General features: G+C 65.5%; 19 protein-coding genes. 4 read left to right on the top strand and 15 right to left on the bottom strand.

The features are described 5' to 3' along the window. The first annotated feature begins 3 nt into the window (after positions 1-3). The 4 genes from tal to pgl are packed head-to-tail and all read left to right on the top strand — an operon-like array spanning position 4 to position 4,335. Positions 4-1,128, top strand: coding sequence for a transaldolase (gene tal / locus CH275_RS00375; RefSeq protein WP_094674180.1), 1,125 nt, complete (start codon positions 4-6; stop codon positions 1,126-1,128). 6 nt (positions 1,129-1,134) lie between these two features. Continuing rightward, positions 1,135-2,691 (top strand): glucose-6-phosphate dehydrogenase, encoded by a 1,557-nt coding sequence (zwf, locus tag CH275_RS00370; RefSeq protein ID WP_094674178.1) that lies wholly within the window; start codon positions 1,135-1,137, stop codon positions 2,689-2,691. After that, the gene (gene opcA / locus CH275_RS00365; RefSeq protein WP_373453651.1) at positions 2,688-3,596 is read left to right on the top strand and encodes a glucose-6-phosphate dehydrogenase assembly protein OpcA; all 909 of its coding nucleotides are present in this window, start codon (positions 2,688-2,690) and stop codon (positions 3,594-3,596) included. The genes zwf and opcA overlap by 4 nt, the downstream gene beginning before the upstream one ends. Continuing rightward, positions 3,589-4,335 carry a 6-phosphogluconolactonase gene (gene pgl, locus CH275_RS00360; RefSeq protein WP_094674174.1) on the top strand — a complete coding sequence of 249 codons (747 nt, stop codon included), beginning with the start codon at positions 3,589-3,591 and terminating at the stop codon, positions 4,333-4,335. The genes opcA and pgl overlap by 8 nt, the downstream gene beginning before the upstream one ends. Positions 4,336-4,616: 281 nt before the next feature. Here the strand turns inward: pgl and ppc are convergent, their stop codons facing one another. The 15 genes from ppc to rpe form a co-directional block, all read right to left on the bottom strand. Further along, the gene (gene ppc / locus CH275_RS00355) at positions 4,617-7,448 is read right to left on the bottom strand and encodes a phosphoenolpyruvate carboxylase (RefSeq protein WP_094674172.1); all 2,832 of its coding nucleotides are present in this window, start codon (positions 7,446-7,448) and stop codon (positions 4,617-4,619) included. A gap of 51 nt (positions 7,449-7,499) precedes the next feature. Then, positions 7,500-7,733: a preprotein translocase subunit SecG gene (gene secG, locus CH275_RS00350; protein WP_068050526.1), complete on the bottom strand. Its 234-nt coding sequence runs from the start codon at positions 7,731-7,733 to the stop codon at positions 7,500-7,502. A gap of 146 nt (positions 7,734-7,879) precedes the next feature. Beyond that, a complete protein-coding gene (gene tpiA, locus CH275_RS00345; RefSeq protein ID WP_094674170.1) occupies positions 7,880-8,665 on the bottom strand; it encodes a triose-phosphate isomerase in 786 nt (261 codons plus the stop codon). Positions 8,666-8,668: 3 nt separating this feature from the next. Next, positions 8,669-9,880, bottom strand: coding sequence for a phosphoglycerate kinase (locus CH275_RS00340; RefSeq protein WP_032377823.1), 1,212 nt, complete (start codon positions 9,878-9,880; stop codon positions 8,669-8,671). Between the two features lie 5 nt (positions 9,881-9,885). Beyond that, a complete protein-coding gene (gene gap, locus CH275_RS00335) occupies positions 9,886-10,905 on the bottom strand; it encodes a type I glyceraldehyde-3-phosphate dehydrogenase (RefSeq protein ID WP_032365753.1) in 1,020 nt (339 codons plus the stop codon). A gap of 120 nt (positions 10,906-11,025) precedes the next feature. Then, entirely contained in the window at positions 11,026-12,009 is a 984-nt protein-coding gene (whiA, locus tag CH275_RS00330) for a DNA-binding protein WhiA (protein WP_008716540.1), read from the bottom strand. Continuing rightward, positions 12,000-13,019, bottom strand: coding sequence for a gluconeogenesis factor YvcK family protein (locus tag CH275_RS00325; RefSeq protein ID WP_094674168.1), 1,020 nt, complete (start codon positions 13,017-13,019; stop codon positions 12,000-12,002). Before CH275_RS00325 ends, whiA begins: the two co-directional genes overlap by 10 nt. Continuing rightward, complete coding sequence (gene rapZ / locus CH275_RS00320; RefSeq protein ID WP_094674581.1) at positions 13,016-13,882, bottom strand: RNase adapter RapZ; 867 nt, start codon at positions 13,880-13,882, stop codon at positions 13,016-13,018. Before rapZ ends, CH275_RS00325 begins: the two co-directional genes overlap by 4 nt. 95 nt (positions 13,883-13,977) lie before the next feature. Further along, complete coding sequence (gene uvrC / locus CH275_RS00315; protein ID WP_094674579.1) at positions 13,978-16,065, bottom strand: excinuclease ABC subunit UvrC; 2,088 nt, start codon at positions 16,063-16,065, stop codon at positions 13,978-13,980. A 72-nt stretch (positions 16,066-16,137) separates the two neighbouring features. Further along, entirely contained in the window at positions 16,138-16,629 is a 492-nt protein-coding gene (locus CH275_RS00310) for a PH domain-containing protein (RefSeq protein ID WP_094674166.1), read from the bottom strand. Continuing rightward, complete coding sequence (ribH, locus tag CH275_RS00305; RefSeq protein ID WP_094674164.1) at positions 16,626-17,123, bottom strand: 6,7-dimethyl-8-ribityllumazine synthase; 498 nt, start codon at positions 17,121-17,123, stop codon at positions 16,626-16,628. The genes CH275_RS00310 and ribH overlap by 4 nt, the downstream gene beginning before the upstream one ends. Continuing rightward, positions 17,120-18,373 (bottom strand): bifunctional 3,4-dihydroxy-2-butanone-4-phosphate synthase/GTP cyclohydrolase II, encoded by a 1,254-nt coding sequence (locus tag CH275_RS00300; protein WP_094674162.1) that lies wholly within the window; start codon positions 18,371-18,373, stop codon positions 17,120-17,122. The genes ribH and CH275_RS00300 overlap by 4 nt, the downstream gene beginning before the upstream one ends. An 85-nt stretch (positions 18,374-18,458) precedes the next feature. Further along, positions 18,459-19,070 carry a riboflavin synthase gene (locus CH275_RS00295; RefSeq protein WP_094674160.1) on the bottom strand — a complete coding sequence of 204 codons (612 nt, stop codon included), beginning with the start codon at positions 19,068-19,070 and terminating at the stop codon, positions 18,459-18,461. Next, positions 19,071-20,102 (bottom strand): bifunctional diaminohydroxyphosphoribosylaminopyrimidine deaminase/5-amino-6-(5-phosphoribosylamino)uracil reductase RibD, encoded by a 1,032-nt coding sequence (ribD, locus tag CH275_RS00290; protein ID WP_094674158.1) that lies wholly within the window; start codon positions 20,100-20,102, stop codon positions 19,071-19,073. Continuing rightward, positions 20,102-20,776 (bottom strand): ribulose-phosphate 3-epimerase, encoded by a 675-nt coding sequence (gene rpe, locus CH275_RS00285; RefSeq protein ID WP_094674156.1) that lies wholly within the window; start codon positions 20,774-20,776, stop codon positions 20,102-20,104. Before rpe ends, ribD begins: the two co-directional genes overlap by 1 nt. Positions 20,777-20,783: the final 7 nt, after the last annotated feature.

Genomic DNA, 20,783 nt, shown 5'->3' with positions numbered 1-20,783 from the left:
CTCATGACCCAGAACAAGAATCTCGCAGAGCTCTCCGCCGCAGGAATCTCGGTATGGCTGGACGACCTGTCCCGTGACCGCATCCGCTCGGGCAACCTGCAGGACCTCATCGACACCAAGAGCGTCGTGGGAGTGACCACCAACCCGTCGATCTTCCAGGCTGCGCTGAGCAAGGGCGAGGCATACGACGAGCAGGTGAACAAGCTCGCCGGCGAAGGCGCCGACGTCGAGACCACGATCCGCACCGTCACCACCGACGACGTTCGTGAGGCATGCGACATCCTGATGCCCCAGTACGAGGCAAGCGCAGGCGTCGACGGACGCGTGTCCATCGAGGTCGATCCCCGCGTGGCACACGATGCCGACAAGACGTACGAACAGGCCGTCGAGCTGTGGAAGATCGTCGACCGTCCGAATCTGCTCATCAAGATTCCGGCCACCGAGGCCGGAATTCCCGCCATTGCGAAGGTGATCGGCGAGGGCATCAGCGTCAACGTCACGCTGATCTTCTCCGTCGAGCGCTACGAGCTGGTGATGAACGCCTACCTCGACGGTCTCGAGAAGGCGCGCGCAGCCGGCCACGACCTCGACAAGATCCACTCGGTGGCGTCGTTCTTCGTCTCCCGCGTCGACAGCGAGATCGATTCCCGTCTCGATGCGATCGCCACGCCTGACGCCGAGGCGCTCAAGGGCAAGGCCGCTCTGGCCAACGCGCGGCTCGCATACGTTGCGTACCAGCAGATCTTCGAGGTTGCACCCAGGTTCCGTGAGCTCGTCGGTAGCGGCGCGCGTCCGCAGCGTCCGCTGTGGGCCTCGACCGGCGTCAAGTCCGACGCCTACCCCGACACCATGTACGTCACCGAACTCGTCTCACCGAACACGGTGAACACGATGCCGGAGAAGACCATGGATGCGGTTGCCGATCACGGCGAGGTCGTCGGCGACACCGTATCGGGCAAGGGACCGGAATCGCAGGAGATCTTCGACCGCATCTCGGCGCTCGGGATCGACATCACCGATGTCTTCCTGACGCTGGAGAACGAAGGCGTCCAGAAGTTCGAGGCGGCCTGGAACGAGTTGCTCGAGGCCACCGGCGAGCAGCTTCGCCAAGCAGGTCAGAAGAGCTGACCGACTGTGCCCACCGCAGAAACCGAACCTCTCCATTCCGCGGACTGGGTCAACCCACTCCGCGACGCGCGAGACAAGCGGCTCCCCCGCATTGCGGGCCCGTGCAGCATGGTCATTTTCGGAGTGACCGGCGATCTCGCGCGTAAGAAGCTCATGCCTGCGGTGTACGACCTGGCGAACCGGGGGCTTCTACCCCCCGGTTTCGCCTTGGTCGGCTTCGCCCGTCGGGAATGGCAGAACCAGGACTTCGCGAAGATCGTGCACGATTCCGTGCGCGATCATGCGCGCACCCCGTTCAGCGAGGAGGTCTGGAACACCCTCGCCGAAGGATTCCGGTTCGTCCAGGGCACGTTCGACGACGACGCAGCGTTCGACGAGTTGTCGCGGACGCTGACCGAGCTCGACGAGACCCGAGGCACGGGCGGCAATCACGCCTTCTACCTGTCCATTCCGCCTAGCGCATTTCCCGTCGTTCTCGAGCAGCTGTCTCGGTCCGGTCTGGCGCAGGGCGAGGACGGCAACTGGCGACGAGTGGTGATCGAGAAGCCGTTCGGCCACGACCTACAGAGCGCGAAAGAGCTCAATGCCGTGGTGAATCGAGTGTTCCCCGAGGACACCGTGTTTCGCATCGATCACTACCTGGGCAAGGAGACGGTGCAGAACATCCTCGCGCTGCGCTTCGCGAACCAGTTGTTCGATCCGATCTGGAACGCGCACTATGTCGACCACGTTCAGATCACGATGGCCGAGGACATCGGATTGGGCGGTCGTGCAGGGTATTACGACGGAATCGGTGCGGCCCGTGACGTCATTCAGAACCACCTTCTGCAGCTGCTCGCCATCACTGCGATGGAGGAGCCGGTCAGCTTCAACCCGAAGGAGCTGCAGTCGGAGAAGATCAAGGTGCTCTCGGCAACCAAGCTCGCCGAGCCACTCGATCGCACCACCGCTCGCGGCCAGTACTCAGCAGGGTGGCAGGGCAGCCAGAAAGTGAAGGGGCTCAAGGAGGAAGAGGGTTTCGACTCCGAGTCCAACACGGAGACCTACGCCGCCATCACCCTCGAAGTGGACACGCGGCGCTGGGGTGGGGTGCCGTTCTATCTCCGTACCGGCAAGGCACTCGGGCGCCGAGTCACCGAGATCGCCATGGTGTTCAAGCGCGCTCCACACCTGCCGTTCGACGCCACGATGACCGAAGAACTCGGTCAGAATGCGTTGGTGATCCGAGTCCAGCCCGACGAGGGCGTGACGATGCGGTTCGGCTCCAAGGTGCCGGGATCGAGCATGCAGGTGCGCGACGTCAGCATGGACTTCAGCTACGGCCAGGCGTTCACCGAATCGTCGCCGGAGGCGTACGAGCGACTCATCCTCGACGTGTTGCTCGGTGAGCCCTCGCTGTTTCCGGTCAATGCGGAGGTCGAGCTGTCGTGGAAGATCCTCGATCCGATCCTCGACTTCTGGGCGTCGGGTGGCACTGCGGAACCGTACGAAGCCGGCACCTGGGGTCCCTCCTCGGGTGACGAGATGATGCAGCGCACCGGACGCGAATGGAGAAGGCCGTGATTGTCGATATCCCCGCCACGACGACGGCCGAGGTCGGCAAGAAGTTGGTGGAGGTGCGCGAGGCAGGTGGCGCGGTGACCATCGGACGCGTGCTGACCCTGATCGTTGCCAGTCGCGATCCGTCCAAGGCCGAGCGAGCAATCGACGCAGCGAACGAGGCGAGCCGCGAACATCCGTGCCGCGTGATCGTGTTGATTCACGGCGACCGATCGGCCGAGTCGAGTCTCGACGCCCAGATCCGCGTCGGGGGTGACGCCGGTGCATCGGAGGTCGTCGTGTTGCGGCTCAACGGCGAGCTCGCCGACCACGAGCACAGTGTGGTCATCCCGTTCTTGCTTCCCGACACTCCGATCGTGGCGTGGTGGCCGGACGAGGCACCTGCTGTTCCGGCGAAGGATCCGCTGGGGCGCTTGGCAATTCGGCGAATCACCGATGCCACCAACTCCCCCGACACCACCGCGACGATCAAGGGTCGGCTCAGCAGCTACACCGAGGGCGACACCGATCTTTCCTGGAGTCGCATCACCTACTGGCGTGGTCTGTTGGCCACCGCGCTCGACCAGGCTCCGTTCGAGGCGGTCGTCTCCGCAACGGTCTCGGGACTGGCCGAGGAGCCCGCACTCGATATTCTGGCCGGCTGGCTGGCCGCAAAACTGGACGTGCCGGTGTATCGCCGAGCGGGTGAGTTGAAGGTGGAGCTGATCCGAGAGAACAGCAGCATCTCGCTGACGCGTCCGCAGACCGGGAAAACCGCCACGCTGCGGCGCACCGGACAGCCCGACGCCGAAGTCGCACTGGCACGGCGCAACACCCGCGAGTGTCTGGCGGAGGAACTGCGCCGACTCGACACCGACGAGATCTACGAACTCGCCCTGCACGGACTGTCGAAAGTGAGCTATGAGTAAGACATCGGTCCTTAGGTACCTGGACGCGCAGGCTCTGGTCGACGCTGCGCGATCTCGATTCGTCGAGGTCGTTACTGCCGCACAAGCAGAGCGGGGCTCGGCGTCGGTGGTGCTCACCGGCGGCGGCACGGGTATCGCATTGTTGGAGGCGCTGCGCGAGGATTCCGGATCGATCGACTGGGCCCGTGTCGACATCTACTTCGGAGACGAGCGCTTCTTGCCGTCGGGTGATCCCGAACGCAACGAGGTTCAGGCCGCCGAAGCACTGCTCGATCACGTCGACGTGCATCCCGATCGCATCTTTCGAATGGCGGCGTCCGATGGACCGCACGGCAGCGACCCCGAGGTGGCAGCGGCGACCTATGCCCGGACTCTGCATTCCGGATCCGAGAGCGAGCCGACCCCCGCATTCGACATCCATTTGCTGGGAATGGGTGGCGAGGGGCACATCAATTCGCTGTTCCCCCATACCGATGCAGTCCGAGAACAGCACCGGTTCGTCGTCGCGGTCGAGGACTCACCCAAACCTCCACCGGTTCGGATCACGTTGACACTGCCCGCAGTTCGCCGCGCACAGCACGTGTGGTTGCTGGTATCGGGGGCGAACAAGGCCGACGCCGTGGCGGCCGCAGTCGGCGGAGCCGATTCCGATGACGTCCCGTCGGCAGGTGCCGTGGGCACGGAATCGACGGTGTGGTTCGTCGACGCCGGCGCTGCATCGAAACTGGATTCTGTCTGACCCCACCCTCGACAGCTGCCGACCTAAGCGGATTCGGCACCGAAGTCGCGTTCGCGAGACTCGGCATCACCCTCGACGGTGAGATGGTCGCGTGGGATGTTCGAGCATCCGATCCGCCTACCGTTCGCGCGGTAGGCGGATCCGTCACGCCAGGCCTCGGTTGTGTTTCTGCACCGCCTCATACCCGTTGGACGCGGTGGGATACCCGCCGGTTCCTCCCCCTCGTGCGTGTTTTGCGTAGTCCTGAACACGCAAAACGCGCACGAGGGCGGAGCCCGAGGCTAGCCGCTGTTACGCAGTGCCGTTGCAAGACCGTTCATCGTCAGCAGGATTCCTCGCTTGACGCGTTCGTCGTCGTCACCGTTGCGGTAACGGCGGAGCATCTCGACCTGCATCTGGTTCAACGGCTCCAGGTACGGGAACCGATTGTGCACGGAGCGTTCGAGCGACGGGTTGTCTTCGAGCAGTCGACTGTGACCGGTGATCTTCAGGTACATCCGCACCGTCGTGGCGTGCTCGGCTTCGATCATGCCGAAGATCCGGGCCCGTAGATCGGCGTCCGGAACCAGCTCGGCGTAGCGCGCCGCGATGCCCAGATCCGACTTGGCCATGACCTGCGCAAGATTGGACAGAACGGTCTGGAAGAACGGCCACTTTCGATACAGGTCGGTCAGAACGTCGAGCTTGGAGTCGTCGTCGCCCACCCACTCCTCGAACGCAGACCCCGTGCCGTACCAGCCGGGCAGCATGACGCGGCACTGACTCCACGACATCACCCACGGGATCGCCCGCAGGTCGTACACCGAGTTGGTCGGCTTCCGCGATGCCGGGCGGGAGCCGATGTTCAGCTCCCCTACCTCTGCCACCGGTGTGGACGTACGGAAGTACTCGACGAATCCGGGCTCCTCGTGCACCAGACGGCCGTACGCTGCGCGCGCCTTGGCGGCGAGATCGTCCAGGATGTCGTACGCAGCTTCGGCACCGTCACCGAGGCCTTCGACGTCGAGCAGAGTCGACTCGAGGGTTCCGGCAACCAGGGACTCGAGGTTGCGACGCGCCAAGGACGGCTCGGCATACTTCGCCGCGATGATCTCGCCCTGCTCGGTCAGACGCAGGGATCCCTGCACCACCCCCGGAGGCTGCGCCAGGATCGCGTCGTAGCTGGGACCGCCACCGCGACCGACCGTGCCACCGCGACCATGGAAGAGCCGCAGACGAATGCCCGTCTTGCGCGATGCCTCGAGCAGATCCAACTCGGCGCGGTACAGCGCCCAGTTCGCCGCGAGATATCCACCGTCCTTGTTCGAGTCCGAATAGCCGAGCATGACTTCCTGATTCATGCCGCGCCCGGCCACGAGAGCGCGGTAGATCGGAACATCGAGCGTGGCCAGCAGAGTCGCCGCACCCTGTTGAAGATCCTCGATGGTCTCGAACAGCGGCACGACGCCGACGGTCGACGTGGGCGACGAGCCGTCCGTGCCGGGGTCGAAGATGCCTGCTTCCTTGAGCAGCAGCGCCGCTTCGAGCATGTCGCTGACGGACTGACACATGCTGATGATGTAGTTCTGGATGGTGTCGGGGCCCAGGTGGTCGATGGCCTCCTTGGCGGCCTTGACGATGCCCAGTTCCTTCGTGGCGAGCTCACTGAGGTGCGCGTTGGGACCGACCAGAGGGCGCCGAGTGGCCAGCTCCTGCGAGAGAACCGAGACACGCTCGTCCTCGCCGAGTGACAGGTAGTCCGGGTGTACACCGGCCCAGGCGAGAAGCTCGGCGACCACCTCTTCGTGGGTTTCGGAATTCTGCCGCATGTCCAGAGCCTGCAGATGGAATCCGAACGTCTCGACCGACCGCCGGAGCCGGAGCAGGCGATCGTCGGCGATCAAGGCGTCACCGTCGGCGCGCAGTGCGCGGTCGATGATGTCGAGGTCGTCGAGGATGTCCTGCGGGCCGTCGTACTTGCTCGCCCCGAGGTCGACCCCGGAGACCGGTACCGCGTCGAGGACGGCCTCGGCGGTGGCCGTGAGCCGGGCCCGGATGCCGACCACCGCGACCCGATACGGCTCATCCGATCGGCGATCGTCCGGTTCGGCAGATGCACCGGCAAGAGCTGCGAGATCCTCCGTGACGTCCACCAAGCGCGCGGACATCGACAGTTCCTTTTCCAACGCGACCAGTTCGTCCAGGTAGTGCTCGAACGCTACGTACCCCGCCTGATGTGTCGCGGTGTGCACCACCTCCGCGGTGACGTTCGGATTGCCGTCGCGGTCGCCGCCGATCCAGGAACCGGGGCGAAGGATGGGGCGCGGCAGTAGATCGTCCTCGGGCCACCGTGCGCGCAGCGCGGCACGGACATCAGCATTGAGGGCAGGCATGACATCGAAGAGAGACGACTCGAAATACCGGAGACCGACCTCGATCTCGTCCTGAATTCGCAAGCGAGACAACCGAATCAGAGCCGTTTCCCACAGGGTCAGCACCTGCCTGCGGATCTGCACGTCGATGGCGGCCAGTTCTTTCGCCGCACTGGCGGCCTTGCCTTCACGAGCCGCAGTGGCGATATCGCGGCGACGCATCAGCTCGGTGATTTTGGACTGCACGTCGAAGATGGTCCGACGACGTGTCTCGGTGGGGTGCGCGGTGATCACCGGAGCCACCAGAGCATCGGTCAGGGCGGCTGCCACTTGCTCACGCGACGGTGCTGCGGCATCTATCTTCAGCCACGTGGCGTCGAGGCTGCTGTCCTGTGGCGGATCCTCGCGGTCGAGGTGAATTGCACGACGACGTTCGCGATGCAGATCCTCGGCGAGGTTGGCCAACAGAGAGAAGTGACTGAACGCGCGAATCAGTGGAACTGCTTGTGCTACTTCGACATCGGTGTAGCGCCCGACCGAATCATCTCGCTCGATCTCGGATCTGCGTACCGCGAACGACTCGACGCGCGCCGACTCGATGAGATCGAAGACGTCGTTGCCCTCGTGTTCACGAATGATCTCACCCAGGATCCCGCCGAGATAGCGGATGTCCTCACGGAGAGGCTCGGTCAACTCCCGACCCTGAGCTGTCGGTGGGACGAAGGCTGGGGAACCGACTGACTCGTAGGAGGATTCGCTCATCCACCCAGTATCGTCGCTCCGTCACCAACTCGCACTCGGAGCCGAACTCGATCAGGTGTACTTGATCTCCAGGCCGATACCGAGGATGGCGATGAGCCAGATGATGCCGGTGAAGACGGTGAGGCGGTCGAGGTTCTTCTCGACGACCGTGGAACCGGACAGGCTGGACTGCACTCCGCCACCGAACAGACTGGACAATCCGCCGCCCTTGCCGCGATGCAGCAGGATCAGCAAGATCAGCGCCAGGCTGGTGACGACCAGCAGAATATCCAGAAACAGATCCATGTCCACCTCAAACTCGATTCGATGCCTTCAGCAGCCTACCTGGCCCCACGAACGGCTTCGGACACCCCGCCGAAATGCAGGGTGTCCGAAATCCGTTCCGCGCAGCATCCCCGACCCGGCAACGCCGCGATCGACGAACGCGGCGATCAGGGCAGCGGTCCGCCTGCGGCGATTGCCGACAGCGTCGCGAACTCGTCCGCCTTGAGCGACGCTCCACCGACCAGTGCGCCGTCGACATCGGGCTGGCCGACGATTTCGCCGACGTTCTTCGCGTTCACCGAGCCGCCGTAGAGCACCCGCACACCGGCCGCGACCTCGTCCGAGGACAGCGACTTCAGCTCCTCACGGATGGCACCGCACACTTCCTGTGCGTCCGACGCCGACGCGACCCGACCGGTTCCGATTGCCCAGACCGGCTCGTAGGCGATGACGACCTTGGAGATGTCCTCGGCCGACAGTCCGTCGAGTGACCCGCGGAGCTGCGCGACGTTGTAGGCCACGTGCTCGCCCGCTTCGCGGATGTTCAGCCCCTCGCCGATGCACACGATGGGGGTGAGGCCGTTCTTCAGCGCCGCCTTCGTCTTGGCCAGCACGACCGCGTCGTCCTCGCTGTGCAGGGTGCGTCGTTCGGAGTGTCCGACGACGACGAAGGTGCACCCCAGCTTGGCCAGCATCGATCCGCTGATCTCGCCGGTGAAGGCACCCTTGTCCTCGGAAGAGACGTCCTGCGCACCGTAGGTGAGCAGAAGCTTGTCGCCCTCGATCAGAGTCTGCACGCTGCGGATGTCGGTGAACGGCGGGATCACCGTCACGTCCACCTTGTCGAAGTACTTCTCGGGCAACGAGAAAGCGATCTTCTGCACCAGCGAGATGGCCTCGAGGTGGTTGAGGTTCATCTTCCAGTTGCCCGCGATGAGCGGCTTACGTGCCATGCGTTACGCCTCCAGGACGGATAGGCCGGGGAGCTGCTTGCCTTCGAGGTATTCGAGGGATGCACCGCCGCCGGTGGAGATGTGCGAGAAGCCGTCGTCGGGAAGTCCGAGCGTGCGCACCGCAGCCGCGGAGTCGCCGCCACCGACGACGCTGAACGCGCCCTTCTCGGTAGCTCCGATGATCGCTTCCGCGATGCCCTTGGTGCCTGCCGAGAACTTGTCGAACTCGAACACTCCGGCCGGTCCGTTCCAGAAGACGGTCTTGGCGTTCGAGAGAACGACAGCGAAACGACTGACCGAATCCGGTCCGATGTCCAGGCCCATCCAGCCATCCGGAATCTCGGACGCCTTGACGGTCTTGGCCTCGGCGTCCGCCGCGAACTTGTCTCCGACGACGATGTCGACGGGCAGGTGGATCACGTCGCCGAAACGCTCGAGCAGGTCTTTGCAGACCCCGATCTGATCCTCCTGCAACAGCGAGTTGCCGACCGAATATCCCTGCGCCGCAAGGAAGGTGAAGGCCATGCCGCCGCCGATGACGAGGGTGTCGACCTTGGGGGCCAACGCCTCGATGACGCCGAGCTTGTCCGAGACCTTGGAGCCGCCGAGCACCACCGCGTACGGACGCGCAGCGTCCTCGGTGAGCTTGGCCAGCACCTCGACCTCGGCAGCAACCAGAGTGCCCGCGTAATGGGGCAGCAACTGTGCCACGTCGTAGACCGACGCCTGCTTGCGATGCACGACGCCGAATCCGTCGGAGACGAACGCCGCGTCGTCGCCGGCCAGGGCCACGAGCTCACGAGCCAGAGCAGCTCGCTCGGACTCGTCCTTGCTGGTCTCGCGCGGATCGAAGCGAATGTTCTCGAGCAGCAGCACGTCGCCGTCGGTCAGACCTTCGGCGCGAGCCTCGGCATCCTGACCCACCACGTCGCCCGCGAGCTGAACGTGGCGTCCGAGCAACTCCCCGAGCTTCGCTGCGACCGGAGCCAGGCTGTACTTCGCGTCGGGCTTGCCGTCGGGACGCCCGAGATGCGCGGTGACGATGACCTTGGCACCGGCCTCGACCAGAGCCCGGAGAGTCGGGATCGACGCCTGGATGCGGCCGGGATCGGTGATCGTGCCGTCCTCGAGCGGGACGTTGAAGTCCGATCGCACGAGGACGCCACGGCCTTCGACACCGGCATCGAGCAGATCCTGCAGTGTCTTGACAGCCATCGGTGTCAGAGGGACTTGCCGACGAGACCGATGAGGTCGGCGAGGCGGTTGGAGTAGCCCCACTCGTTGTCGTACCAGGAGACGATCTTGACCTGGTCGTCGATGACCTTCGTCAGCGGCGCGTCGAAGATCGACGAGTGCGGGTCGGTGACGATGTCCGAGGACACGATCGGGTCGGTGTTGTACTTCAGGATGCCCTTGAGGGGACCTTCGGCAGCTGCCTTCATCGCGGCGTTGATGTCGTCGGCGCTGGCCTTCTTCTTCAACAGTGCGGTCAGGTCGGTGACCGAGCCGGTGGGGATCGGAACCCGGAGCGCGTAGCCGTCGAGCTTGCCGAGCAGCTGCGGGAGAACCAGGCCGATGGCCTTCGCTGCGCCGGTGCCGGTCGGCACCACGTTCAGGGCTGCGGCGCGGGCGCGACGCAGATCGCTGTGCGGGCCGTCCTGCAGGTTCTGATCCTGCGTGTACGCATGGATCGTGGTCATGAGGCCGGAGACGATGCCGAACTCGTCGTCGAGAACCTTGGCGATGGGGCCGAGGCAGTTGGTGGTGCACGACGCGTTCGAGATGATGTTCTGGCTGCCGTCGTACTTGTCGTCGTTGACGCCCATCACGATGGTGATGTCCTCGCCCTTGGCGGGCGCGGAGATGATGACCTTCTTGGCACCGGCGTCGATGTGGCCCTGGGCCTTCGCAGCGTCGGTGAAGATGCCGGTGGACTCGACGACGACGTCGACGCCCAGGTCACCCCACGGAAGTGCGGACGGGCCCTCGCGCAGCGACAGCGCCTTGATCTTCTGGCCACCGACGACGATGGTGTCCTCGCCCTCGAGCGAGACATCGTGCGGCAAGCGGCCCAGGATCGAGTCGTACTTGAGCAGGTGTGCGAGCGATGCGTTGTCGGTCAGGTCGTTGACAGCAACGATTTCGATGTCGGTGGTACCGAGCGCCTTCTGCGCGTCGACAGCCCTGAAGAAGTTACGCCCGATGCGGCCGAAGCCGTTGACGCCTACCCGGATCGTCACTGTTCGCTCCTAAAAGTTGTGAAAACAGATGTCTGATTGTGCCTGCGTGCGGGGTGCCACACGCGGTTCCCACCCTAGTGTGCGCGCAGGCAGAGCGCGCGCATCACGTGATCGGGCCGATCACGCCTCGTCGAGCAGCTCGGCGGTGACCGCGGACTCGGTGTCGGGTATGCCGGTTTCCTTCGCCTTGCGGTCTGCCATGGACAGGAGGCGTCGGATCCGGCCCGCCACGGCGTCCTTGGTCATCGGAGGGTCGGCCAACTGGCCGAGTTCCTCGAGTGACGCCTGTCGATGCTGGACTCGGAGCGAACCCGCGGCGGCAAGATGGTCGGGAACGTCGTCGCCCAGAATGTGCAAGGCCCGCTCGACGCGCGCTGCGGCCGCGACGGCGGCTCTGGCCGAGCGCCGCAGGTTCGCGTCGTCGAAATTGGCGAGTCGGTTGGCCGTGGCCCTGACCTCGCGTCGCATGCGTCGCTCTTCCCAGACGAGCCGGGTGTCCTGTGCCCCCATGCGCGTGAGCAACGCTCCGATCGCCTCGCCGTCGCGGACGACCACTCTGTCGGTGCCGCGTACCTCACGAGCCTTCGCGGCCACCCCGAGGCGTCGAGCGGCTCCGACGAGCGCGAGCGCCGCTTCCGGTCCGGGGCAGCTGATCTCGAGGGCCGAGGATCGACCCGGTTCGGTGAGCGAACCGTGCGCCAGGAATGCCCCGCGCCACGCTGCCTCGGAATCCCCCACCGTGCCGCCGACGACCTGCGCGGGCAGGCCCCGAACCGGTCGTCCGCGCAGGTCCAACAGACCCGTCTGCCGCGCCAGCGCCTCGCCGTCCTTCGCGACCCGCACCACGTAGCGAGAGGTCTTCCGGAGGCCGCCTGCTCCGAGCATGTGCACGTCGGAGGAGTAGCCGTACAGCTCGAAGATCTCCCGACGCAGCCGTCTCGCAATGGACCCGAGGTCCACCTCTGCTTCGACCACCACCCGGCCCGCCACGATGTGCAGTCCGCCGGCGAATCGCAGCAGTGCGGACACCTCGGCCTTGCGGCAACTGACCTGACTGACGGTGAGCCTGCTCAGCTCGTCCTTGACCTCCGCTGTCATGGCCACGAAGTGATCCCCTCTCTGCGTGCGGCACTCGGTGCGGTGCCGTCGGTGGACGACACGATGGAACCGAGAGCCGCAGCAAGCTTGCCGTAATGATGTGCGTGGGTGCCGTTTTCGGCAACGTCGACGTAGACGACCTCGGCACCGAGCCGGGCTGCGGCCCGCGCCACGTGCTCGCGGTTGCTGCCTTCCGGGACCGAGGCGGAATCGACCAGTACGTAGTCGATTCCCAAATCAGGTGCGTGTTGGGAGAGTACGTGGACATGGCGCTCGGCGGAGAATCCGGTGGTCTCCCCCAGTTCGGGTGCCAGGTTCAACACCAGTACCTTCGGGGCGCTCGTGCGAGCCAGTGCGGTGAGCTGATCCGGCACCAGCACGTGCGGGATGACGCTGGAGAACCACGATCCCGGTCCGAGCACCACGAGATCGGCCTTCTCGATCGCGGCGAGTGCATCCGCCGACGCAGGCGGTTCGGGTGGGAGCAGACGAACGCGGCGAACCTTGCCCGGCGTCGTAGCCACCGCGACCTGTCCGCGTATGACACGGCTCACCCGGGGGTCGTCCTCGAGACCGGAGACGTCGGCCTCGATGTCGAGTGCGATCGGCGACATCGGCAGTACTCGTCCGTCGATTCCGAGCATCCGCACCATCTCGTCCAGTGCGGCGATCGGGTCGCCCAGGACCTCGGTGAGGCCGGCGAGGATGAGGTTGCCCACCGAATGTCCGGCCAGCGCGCCGGTGCCACCGAAGCGGTGCTGCAGGACGTCGGTCCAGAGCTGCGTTCTCTCGTCCGAGCGCGCCAGCGCGGCCAGAGCCATACGCAGGTCTCCGGGCGGAATGACGCCGAGCTCGGCGCGCAGGCGCCCTGAGGAACCGCCGTCGTCGGCGACCGTGACGATGGCGGTGACGTCGTGACCGAGCAACCGGGACGCCGACAGGGTGGCGTACAGACCGTGACCGCCTCCGAGGGCGACGATCCTGGGGCCCGATACTTCGCTGTTGGCCTGGCTCATTCGCGACCCAGATCCCGATGCAGAACGCGCACCGACACATCACCCTGGTCGGCGAGGATCGCGGCCAACGCCTCGGTCATGGCGACGCTTCTGTGCTTTCCTCCGGTGCAGCCCACGGCCACCGTCATGTATCGCTTGCCTTCCCGCACGTACCCCTCGATCGTCAGATTCAACAGGTGTGTGTACGTCTGCAGATAGTCTCGCGCGCCGTTCTGTTCCAGCACGTAGTCGCGTACGTCCGCGTCCTGTCCGGTGTGTTCACGCAGCTCCGGCACCCAGTGCGGGTTGGGGAGAAAACGTACGTCGCAGACGAGATCGGCGTCCATCGGTAGCCCGTACTTGAAGCCGAACGACTGCACGGTGATGCCGACGCCGGTGGTCTCGGCGTCGCCGAACACCGTCTCGATCTTGCGCCGCAGCTGATGGACGGACAGGGAGGTGGTGTCCACGGTGAGATCCGCCGCAGCCTTGACCTGAGCGAGCCGCAGCCGTTCGGCCGTGATGCCCTCGGTCAGCGTTCCGTCCTGGCCGTCGTTCTGCAGTGGATGACTACGTCGGTTCGATTCGAATCGACGAATCAGCACAGCGTCGGACGCGTCGAGGAACAGGACTCGGTTGCGCACCCCTTTGGAGTCGAGCTCCTTGACCACCCAACCCAGATCGCCGGTGAACAGCCGGCTTCGGACGTCCATCACCAGTGCGAGTCGCTCGATTCGGGGCTTGGATTCGCGTCCGAGATCGACCATCTTGGAGATGAGTTCGGGAGGCAGGTTGTCGGCGACGTACCAGCCGAGGTCTTCGAGGATCTTGGCCGCGGTGCGCAATCCTGCACCGGAGACCCCTGTGACCAGCGCGACCTCGATCTCGTCGTGGCCCGACTCGGCCTCGAAGGACTGTTCGAGGTGGTCGGACGGTGGATGTCCCTGTGTCTGATGTCCCTGCGTCTGATGTTCGCTCACTACGAAGCCTGTCCCGCCGATTCCACACGCGGTGCGGTCGCATGTTCCGTCGTGTTCTCGCCCGATGTCGTTGCAGTTGCGCTGCCATCATCGCCTACATCGGCGACGTCCGTGTCGGAACCCAGCGCGGCCAGCACCGACGTCGCGGTTGTCTCACCGATTCCCGGAACCTCCATGATCTCCGCAACCGTCGCACGTTTGAGATTGGCGACCGATCCGAAGTGCGCCACCAGTGCCGTTCGACGCGACTCGCCGAGTCCGCGAACCGAATCCAGAGCGGAGGCCGTCATGCGCCGCGATCGCTTGCTGCGATGGAACGTGATCGCGAACCGGTGCGCCTCGTCGCGAACCCGTTGCAGCAGATAGAGCGATTCACTCGTTCGCGGCAGAATGACCGGGTCGTCCTCGCCCGGCACCCAGACTTCCTCCAGCCGTTTCGCCAGACCCACCACCGCGACATCGGTCACGCCGAGCTCGTCCAGTACCGCCGCCGCTGCGGCCACCTGAGGAGCGCCGCCGTCCACGACGAACAGGTTGGGTGGGTAGGCGAATTTTCGCGGCCGTCCGGTCTGCGGATCGAGCGCAGCCTCGGGGGCCAGATCGCCACCGGACTCGGACGAACCATCGGCGGAGTGTCGGAGGAATCTGCGCCGTGTCACCTCGGCGATGCTGGCGACGTCGTCGGAATGACCGTCGCCTGCCGCTTCCTTGATCGCGTAGTGGCGGTAGTCGCTCTTCCGAGGTAACCCGTCCTCGAACACGACGAGCGATGCCACCACATCGGTGCCCTGAACGTGGGAGATGTCGATGCACTCGATGCGCAGCGGTGCAGAATCGAGATCGAGCGCCTCCTGGATGCCCTGCAGCGCAGCCGATCTCGACGTGAAATCGCCCGCCCGCTTGAGTTTGTGCTGTTGCAGGGCTTCCTTGGCGTTGCGCTCGACGGTCTCGGCCAACGCTTTCTTGTCGCCGCGCTGGGGAACGCGCAGGGTCACGTTCGAACCACGGAGTTCACTGAGCCACACCTGCACCTCGTCGGCGTTGTCCGGTAGGACCGGCACCAGTACTTCCCGAGGTACCGCGTTGGATCCACCGTCGTCACCACCCGGTGCCTGTGCGGTCAGCGCAGCCTGCTCGCCGTAGAACTGAGTGAGGAACTGCTCGACCAGTGCGGGCAGATCGGCCTCGTCCTGCCGTTCGATCACCTCGCCCGCCTTCTCCACCACCCAGCCGCGTTGTCCTCGCACTCGGCCGCCGCGGACGTGGAAGACCTGAACGGCAGCTTCGAGGGCATCGGTGGCGAAGGCCACGAGATCGGCGTCGGTGCCGTCCCCGAGTACCACGGCCTGCTTCTCCAGTGCTCGACGCAACGCGCCGACATCGTCACGCAGCCGCGCGGCGGTCTCGAAGTCCAGGTCCTCGGATGCCGCCTGCATCTTCTTCTCGAGCTGCCGTACGAGCTTGTCGGTCTTACCGGCGAGAAAGTCGCAGAAGTCCTCGACGGTGCGGCGGTGTTCCTCGGCGCTGACCCGACCGACGCACGGTGCCGAGCACTTGTCTATGTACCCGAGCAGGCAGGGCCGGCCGATCTGATTGTGCCGCTTGAACACTCCGGTCGAGCAGGTGCGTGCGGGGAACACCCGGAGCAAGAGGTCCAGCGTCTCGCGAATGGCCCATGCATGCGCGTACGGACCGAAATAGCGAACACCCTTGCGCCTGGGTCCGCGGTAGACGAACAACCGCGGAAACTCCTCGTTCATCGTCACCGCGAGCATCGGATAGCTCTTGTCGTCGCGGTACCGAACGTTGAACCGAGGATCGAATTCCTTGATCCAGTTGTACTCGAGCTGCAGCGCTTCGACCTCGGTGGTGACCACGGTCCATTCCACGGACGCCGCGGTGGTGACCATCTGCCGGGTGCGGGGATGCAGCGAGGCGACGTCGGCGAAGTAGGAATTGAGCCGACTGCGAAGGCTCTTCGCCTTTCCTACATAGACGACGCGACCGTGTGGATCTCGGAATTTGTACACACCCGGCTCCACCGGGATGGTTCCGGTGGCCGGGCGGTAGGTAGCGGGGTCGGACACGACATCCACGTTAGCCGTCGGGTCCGACGTTCTCCGCATCCGCAGCTCAGCTGCAGTGCGCACCCGTCGACGTCAGTCCTGATCGACCGCGATGTCCGGAACAGAAGCGGCGGGCGCGTACTTGCGTTCGAGTGTGCGGAACGTACGAACCGCGGAGACAGCGTGGTCACGATCGTTGGACTGGATGGCCATCACGTTGATGAACTCGTCGTCGGGAATGTCCACTCGCGCCCACATCGCCCCGTCGGGAAAGGACAGCCCGCGCACCAGATCCCATTCGATCAGGCGCTCCGAGAGTAGGTTTCGCACCGCAACACCGGCAGGGCCGACGCGAATTCTCGGGCGCGTCAGCACCAGCGCGAGGCTTCCCAGGAGAAGGCCGATTCCCGCCATCGCGAGTTGGTCGGCGGTTCTGAAGTACACCCCGGTCGGTGACACCCGGAGCAGGACGGCGACGGTCGAGTGCGCCACGACCAGCAGTACTGCCGCCGCGATGGCGTAGCGAGCCGACTTGCGTGACTTCACTTCCATGTCCCAGTGTGCGGACGGTGCGCGGCCGCTCATGTGAACTCCTGATTCGTCCATGGTTGGCGCAGGTGCTTGAGCGTCAGGGCAGTGTCGATCGCGGCGGCCGTGGCCTGCGCACCCTTGTCCTCGAACGAACCGGGCAACCCGGCGCGATCGAGCGCCTGCTGCTCGTCGTTGGTGGTGAGCACCCCGTTCGTGACCGGAGTTCCCTCGTCCAGCGACACTCGTGTCAGTCCTGCGGTCACGGCGTCGCACACGTACTCGAAATGCGGTGTGCCCCCGCGGATGACGACGCCGAGCGCGACGACGGCATCGTGGTTGCGGGCAAGCGCCTGTGCAACCACCGGTAGTTCTATGGCACCGGCGACTCGGATGACCGTGACGTCCCGAACACCTGCGGACTCCGCCTTGCGCAGCGCACCGTCGAGCAACGCCTCGGATATCTGTCGATGCCACTGGCCTGCCACGATCGCCAGCTTGAGGTCACTTGCGCCCGCGAGCTGCAGAGTGGGTTCGCCGTCGCCGCTCATGGGTTGACCCCGTTCTCGTACTCCTCGAGACCGGTGAGATCGTGGCCCATGCGGTCCCGCTTGGTGCGCAGGTAGGTGAGGTTCTCGGCGTTGGCGCGCAACGGCATCGGGACTCGCTCGGTGACATGCAGGCCGTAACCGTCGAGCCCTACCCGCTTGGCCGGGTTGTTGGTCAGCAGCCGCATCGAGGAGACGCCGAGGTCGACGAGTATCTGTGCACCGATTCCGTAGTCACGTGAGTCGGCGGGCAGGCCGAGCTGTAGGTTGGCGTCGACCGTGTCGGAACCGGCGTCCTGCAGCTGGTACGCCTGCAGCTTGTGCAGCAGGCCGATGCCGCGGCCCTCGTGTCCGCGCATGTACAGCACGATTCCGCGTTCCTCGGCGGCGACCATCTCCAACGCAGCGTCCAGTTGTGGTCCGCAATCGCAGCGCAGCGATCCGAAGACGTCACCGGTGAGGCACTCGGAGTGCACGCGAACGAGGACGTCGTTGCCGTCGCCGTCCGGCCCGGCGATGTCGCCGCGCACCAACGCGACGTGTTCGACCTCGTCGTAGATGCTCTGGTAGCCGACGGCTCGGAAGGTGCCGTGGCTGGTAGGGATTCGGGCGTCGGCGACACGAAGGACGTGCTTTTCGTGCTTGCGACGCCACGCGATCAGGTCCGCGATCGAGATGAGCGCGAGGTCGTGTTCGTCGGCGAAGACCCGCAGTTCGTCGGTCTGGGCCATCGCGCCTTCGTCCTTCTGGCTGACGATCTCGCAGATGACGCCCGCCGGCCGCAGATCGGCCATGCGGGCCAGGTCGACAGCTGCCTCGGTGTGGCCGGGGCGACGCAGCACTCCCCCGTCCTTAGCACGCAACGGAACGACGTGGCCGGGGCGGGTGAAGTCACCGGCCCCGGTGTCGGGGTCTGCCAGCAGTCGCATCGTGGCCGCGCGGTCGGAGGCCGAGATGCCGGTTCCGATACCTTCGCGGGCGTCCACGGTGACGGTGTACGCGGTTCCGTGCTTGTCCTGATTGGTGGCGAACATCGGCGGGAGGCCGAGGCGGTCGCAGTCCTCACCGGACAACGGAACGCAGAGGTAACCGGAGGTGTAGCGAACCATGAAGGCGACCAGTTCCGGGGTGGCCTTCTCGGCGGCGAAGATCAGGTCGCCTTCGTTTTCGCGGTCCTCGTCGTCGACGACCACCACTGCTTTGCCCGCAGCGATGTCCGCAACTGCGCGCTCGATACTGTCGAACCTGGTCACGTCCTGTGCTCCATACGTCTCGGGCCTGCCTCAGCACCCTGAAATTTCTCCGGTGCACCACTAGTCGCGTGCACGTCAACAGTACTTACTGCGCGTCGATGCTCTGCAGCCGCTCCACGTACTTGGCGATGACGTCGACTTCGAGGTTCACCGGTGATCCGACCTGGGCCGTGCCGAGGGTGGTCAGGTCGAGGGTGGTGGGGATCAGGGAGATCTCGAACCAATGCGAACCGTCGTCGACCCCCAGTCCGGACACCGTGAGCGAGACGCCGTCGACGGTGATCGAGCCCTTCTCTACGACGTACCGCGCGACCGAGGTGGGCATTGCGATGCGCACGACGGTCCAGTTCTCGGACGGGGAACGCCCGAGGACGGTTCCGGTACCGTCGACGTGGCCCTGGACGAGGTGCCCGCCGAGCCGGCTGCCGAGTGCGGCCGCCCTCTCGAGGTTGACGCGGCTGCCCACGTCGAGGGCTCCCAGGCTCGATCGGTTCAGCGTTTCCTGCATGACATCCGCGGTGAATCCGCCGTCGGGCAGCACCTCCACGACGGTGAGACACACCCCGTTCACTGCGATGGAGTCGCCGTGACCGGCGTCGGAGGTCACCACCGGGCCCCGGACCGTGAAACGGGCGGCGTCGGGCAGTTCGTCCTTGGCGACGATCTCGCCGAGCTCTTCGACAATTCCGGTGAACATCTACTTCGCTCCTTCGGGCACGACGCCGATCAGAATGTCGTTGCCGATCATGGTGACTGTCTCCGTGCGGAACCGAATTGCGTCGGCAATTGTTCCGATGCCCGCATTCTCCACGGCTGCGGGGCCGCTACCCAACACGGCAGGGGCGACGTACGCAACCACGCGGTCCACCAAGCCGGCGGCAAGAAACGCTCCGGCCAACGTCGGACCGCCTTCGATCTGAACATCGGTGTGTTCGGAGAGCGCCTCGATCACCACCGCCGGATCGTGTGTGTCGAGAAACACCGTAGTTGCCTCCGGCCCGCGAACCGCGGCGGTCGTCGGGATCGGTCTGGACCCGACGACGACGCGAACAGGTTGATGCGGTGCGAGGGTGCCATCGGGACGTCGTGCAGTCAGGCGCGGGTCGTCGGCCAGCACGGTCCCGGTTCCGACGACGATGGCGTCGAGCTTGGCCCGCTCGGCGTGAACGTGGGCCCGGGCCTGCGGTCCGGTGATCCACTGGCTCGTGCCGTCCGCCGCGGCGCTGCGTCCGTCCAGCGTGGCGGCATATTTCCATGTCACGTGCGGCCGCCCGGTGCGTTGCTTGTGCAGCCAGGCTCGCAGTGGTCCCTGCCGCACCTCGGTCTCACCGATGCCCTGCTCGACGCGAATGCCTGCAGCGCGCAAGGTGGCTCCGCCGCCGGATGCGAGGGGGTTGGGATCTGCGACGGCATGCACTACCGCGGCGATGCCCGCGTCTATCAGGGCCTGCGAGCACGGTCCGGTGCGGCCGGTGTGGTTGCACGGCTCGAGGGTCACCACGGCGGTGCCGCCGCGGGCGCGATCCCCGGCCTCGGCCAGGGCGACGATCTCGGCGTGCGGTCCGCCGGGTGGACGGGTCGAGCCGATACCGACGATGACACTGTCGGCATCGAGGATCACCGCCCCGACCGGAGGGTTCGGACTGCTGATACCCCGCGCGGACTCCGATGCCTCGATGGCGAGGGCCATGGCGTCCGCGATGGACACTGCTGTGCCCTGGCCGTTCATTACGACAGGTGGTGTGATGCGTGAGCGGCCCTGGCGCGCAGATCGCGTACAGCTGCGGCGGGGTCGGCGGTGTTGTAGACGGCCGACCCGGCGACGAAGCAGTCGATGCCTGCCTCCGCTGCCTGCTCGATCGTGTCGGAGTTGATGCCACCGTCGATTTCCACGACCAGTCGCAGATCACCGGAATCGACCAGTGCCCGAACCGCTTTCGCCTTCGCGAGTACCTCCGGCATGAACGACTGTCCACCGAAGCCCGGCTCGACGCTCATCACCAGAAGCGTGTCGAAATCGCGCAGGATCTCGAGGTACGGCTCGATGGGTGTTCCCGGCTTGACGGACAGGCCCGCCTTGGCCCCCGCTGCCCGGATGTCGCGCGCGACGGCGGACGGGTCGTCGGTCGCCTCGGCGTGAAAGGTGACGTTGTACGCGCCTGCCTCGGCGTACGGCGGGGCCCAGCGTGCCGGATCCTCGATCATCAGGTGGCAGTCGAGGGGGATGTTCGTCGCCTTCAGCAGGCTCTCCACGACCGGCAGTCCCAAGGTGAGGTTGGGCACGAAGTGCGCATCCATGACGTCGACGTGCAGCCAGTCGGCTCCGGCCACGGCATCGGCTTCGGCAGCCAGACGCGCGAAGTCTGCGGACAGGATCGAGGGGGCAATCATCGGGGAAACCACGATTGAC

Source organism: Rhodococcus sp. 06-235-1A, from assembly GCF_002258785.1.
In the GTDB taxonomy this organism is placed as follows: domain Bacteria; phylum Actinomycetota; class Actinomycetes; order Mycobacteriales; family Mycobacteriaceae; genus Rhodococcoides.
The sequence above is the reverse complement of the archived record's forward strand: the minus strand, read 5'-3'. Positions and strand labels throughout refer to the sequence as shown.

Excerpts from the sequence above, each read along its gene's own strand:
- ribD (WP_094674158.1), bottom strand. The coding sequence starts at position 20,102 with ATGAACGGCCAGGGCACAGCAGTGTCCATCGCGGACGCCATGGCCCTC.
- tpiA (WP_094674170.1), bottom strand. The coding sequence starts at position 8,665 with ATGGCACGTAAGCCGCTCATCGCGGGCAACTGGAAGATGAACCTCAAC.
- tal (WP_094674180.1), top strand. The coding sequence starts at position 4 with ATGACCCAGAACAAGAATCTCGCAGAGCTCTCCGCCGCAGGAATCTCG.
- ribH (WP_094674164.1), bottom strand. The coding sequence starts at position 17,123 with ATGAGCGGCGACGGCGAACCCACTCTGCAGCTCGCGGGCGCAAGTGAC.
- CH275_RS00295 (WP_094674160.1), bottom strand. The coding sequence starts at position 19,070 with ATGTTCACCGGAATTGTCGAAGAGCTCGGCGAGATCGTCGCCAAGGAC.
- CH275_RS00325 (WP_094674168.1), bottom strand. The coding sequence starts at position 13,019 with ATGAGCCAGGCCAACAGCGAAGTATCGGGCCCCAGGATCGTCGCCCTC.
- pgl (WP_094674174.1), top strand. The coding sequence starts at position 3,589 with ATGAGTAAGACATCGGTCCTTAGGTACCTGGACGCGCAGGCTCTGGTC.
- secG (WP_068050526.1), bottom strand. The coding sequence starts at position 7,733 with ATGGATCTGTTTCTGGATATTCTGCTGGTCGTCACCAGCCTGGCGCTG.
- CH275_RS00340 (WP_032377823.1), bottom strand. The coding sequence starts at position 9,880 with ATGGCTGTCAAGACACTGCAGGATCTGCTCGATGCCGGTGTCGAAGGC.
- ppc (WP_094674172.1), bottom strand. The coding sequence starts at position 7,448 with ATGAGCGAATCCTCCTACGAGTCAGTCGGTTCCCCAGCCTTCGTCCCA.
- CH275_RS00310 (WP_094674166.1), bottom strand. The coding sequence starts at position 16,629 with ATGAGCGGCCGCGCACCGTCCGCACACTGGGACATGGAAGTGAAGTCA.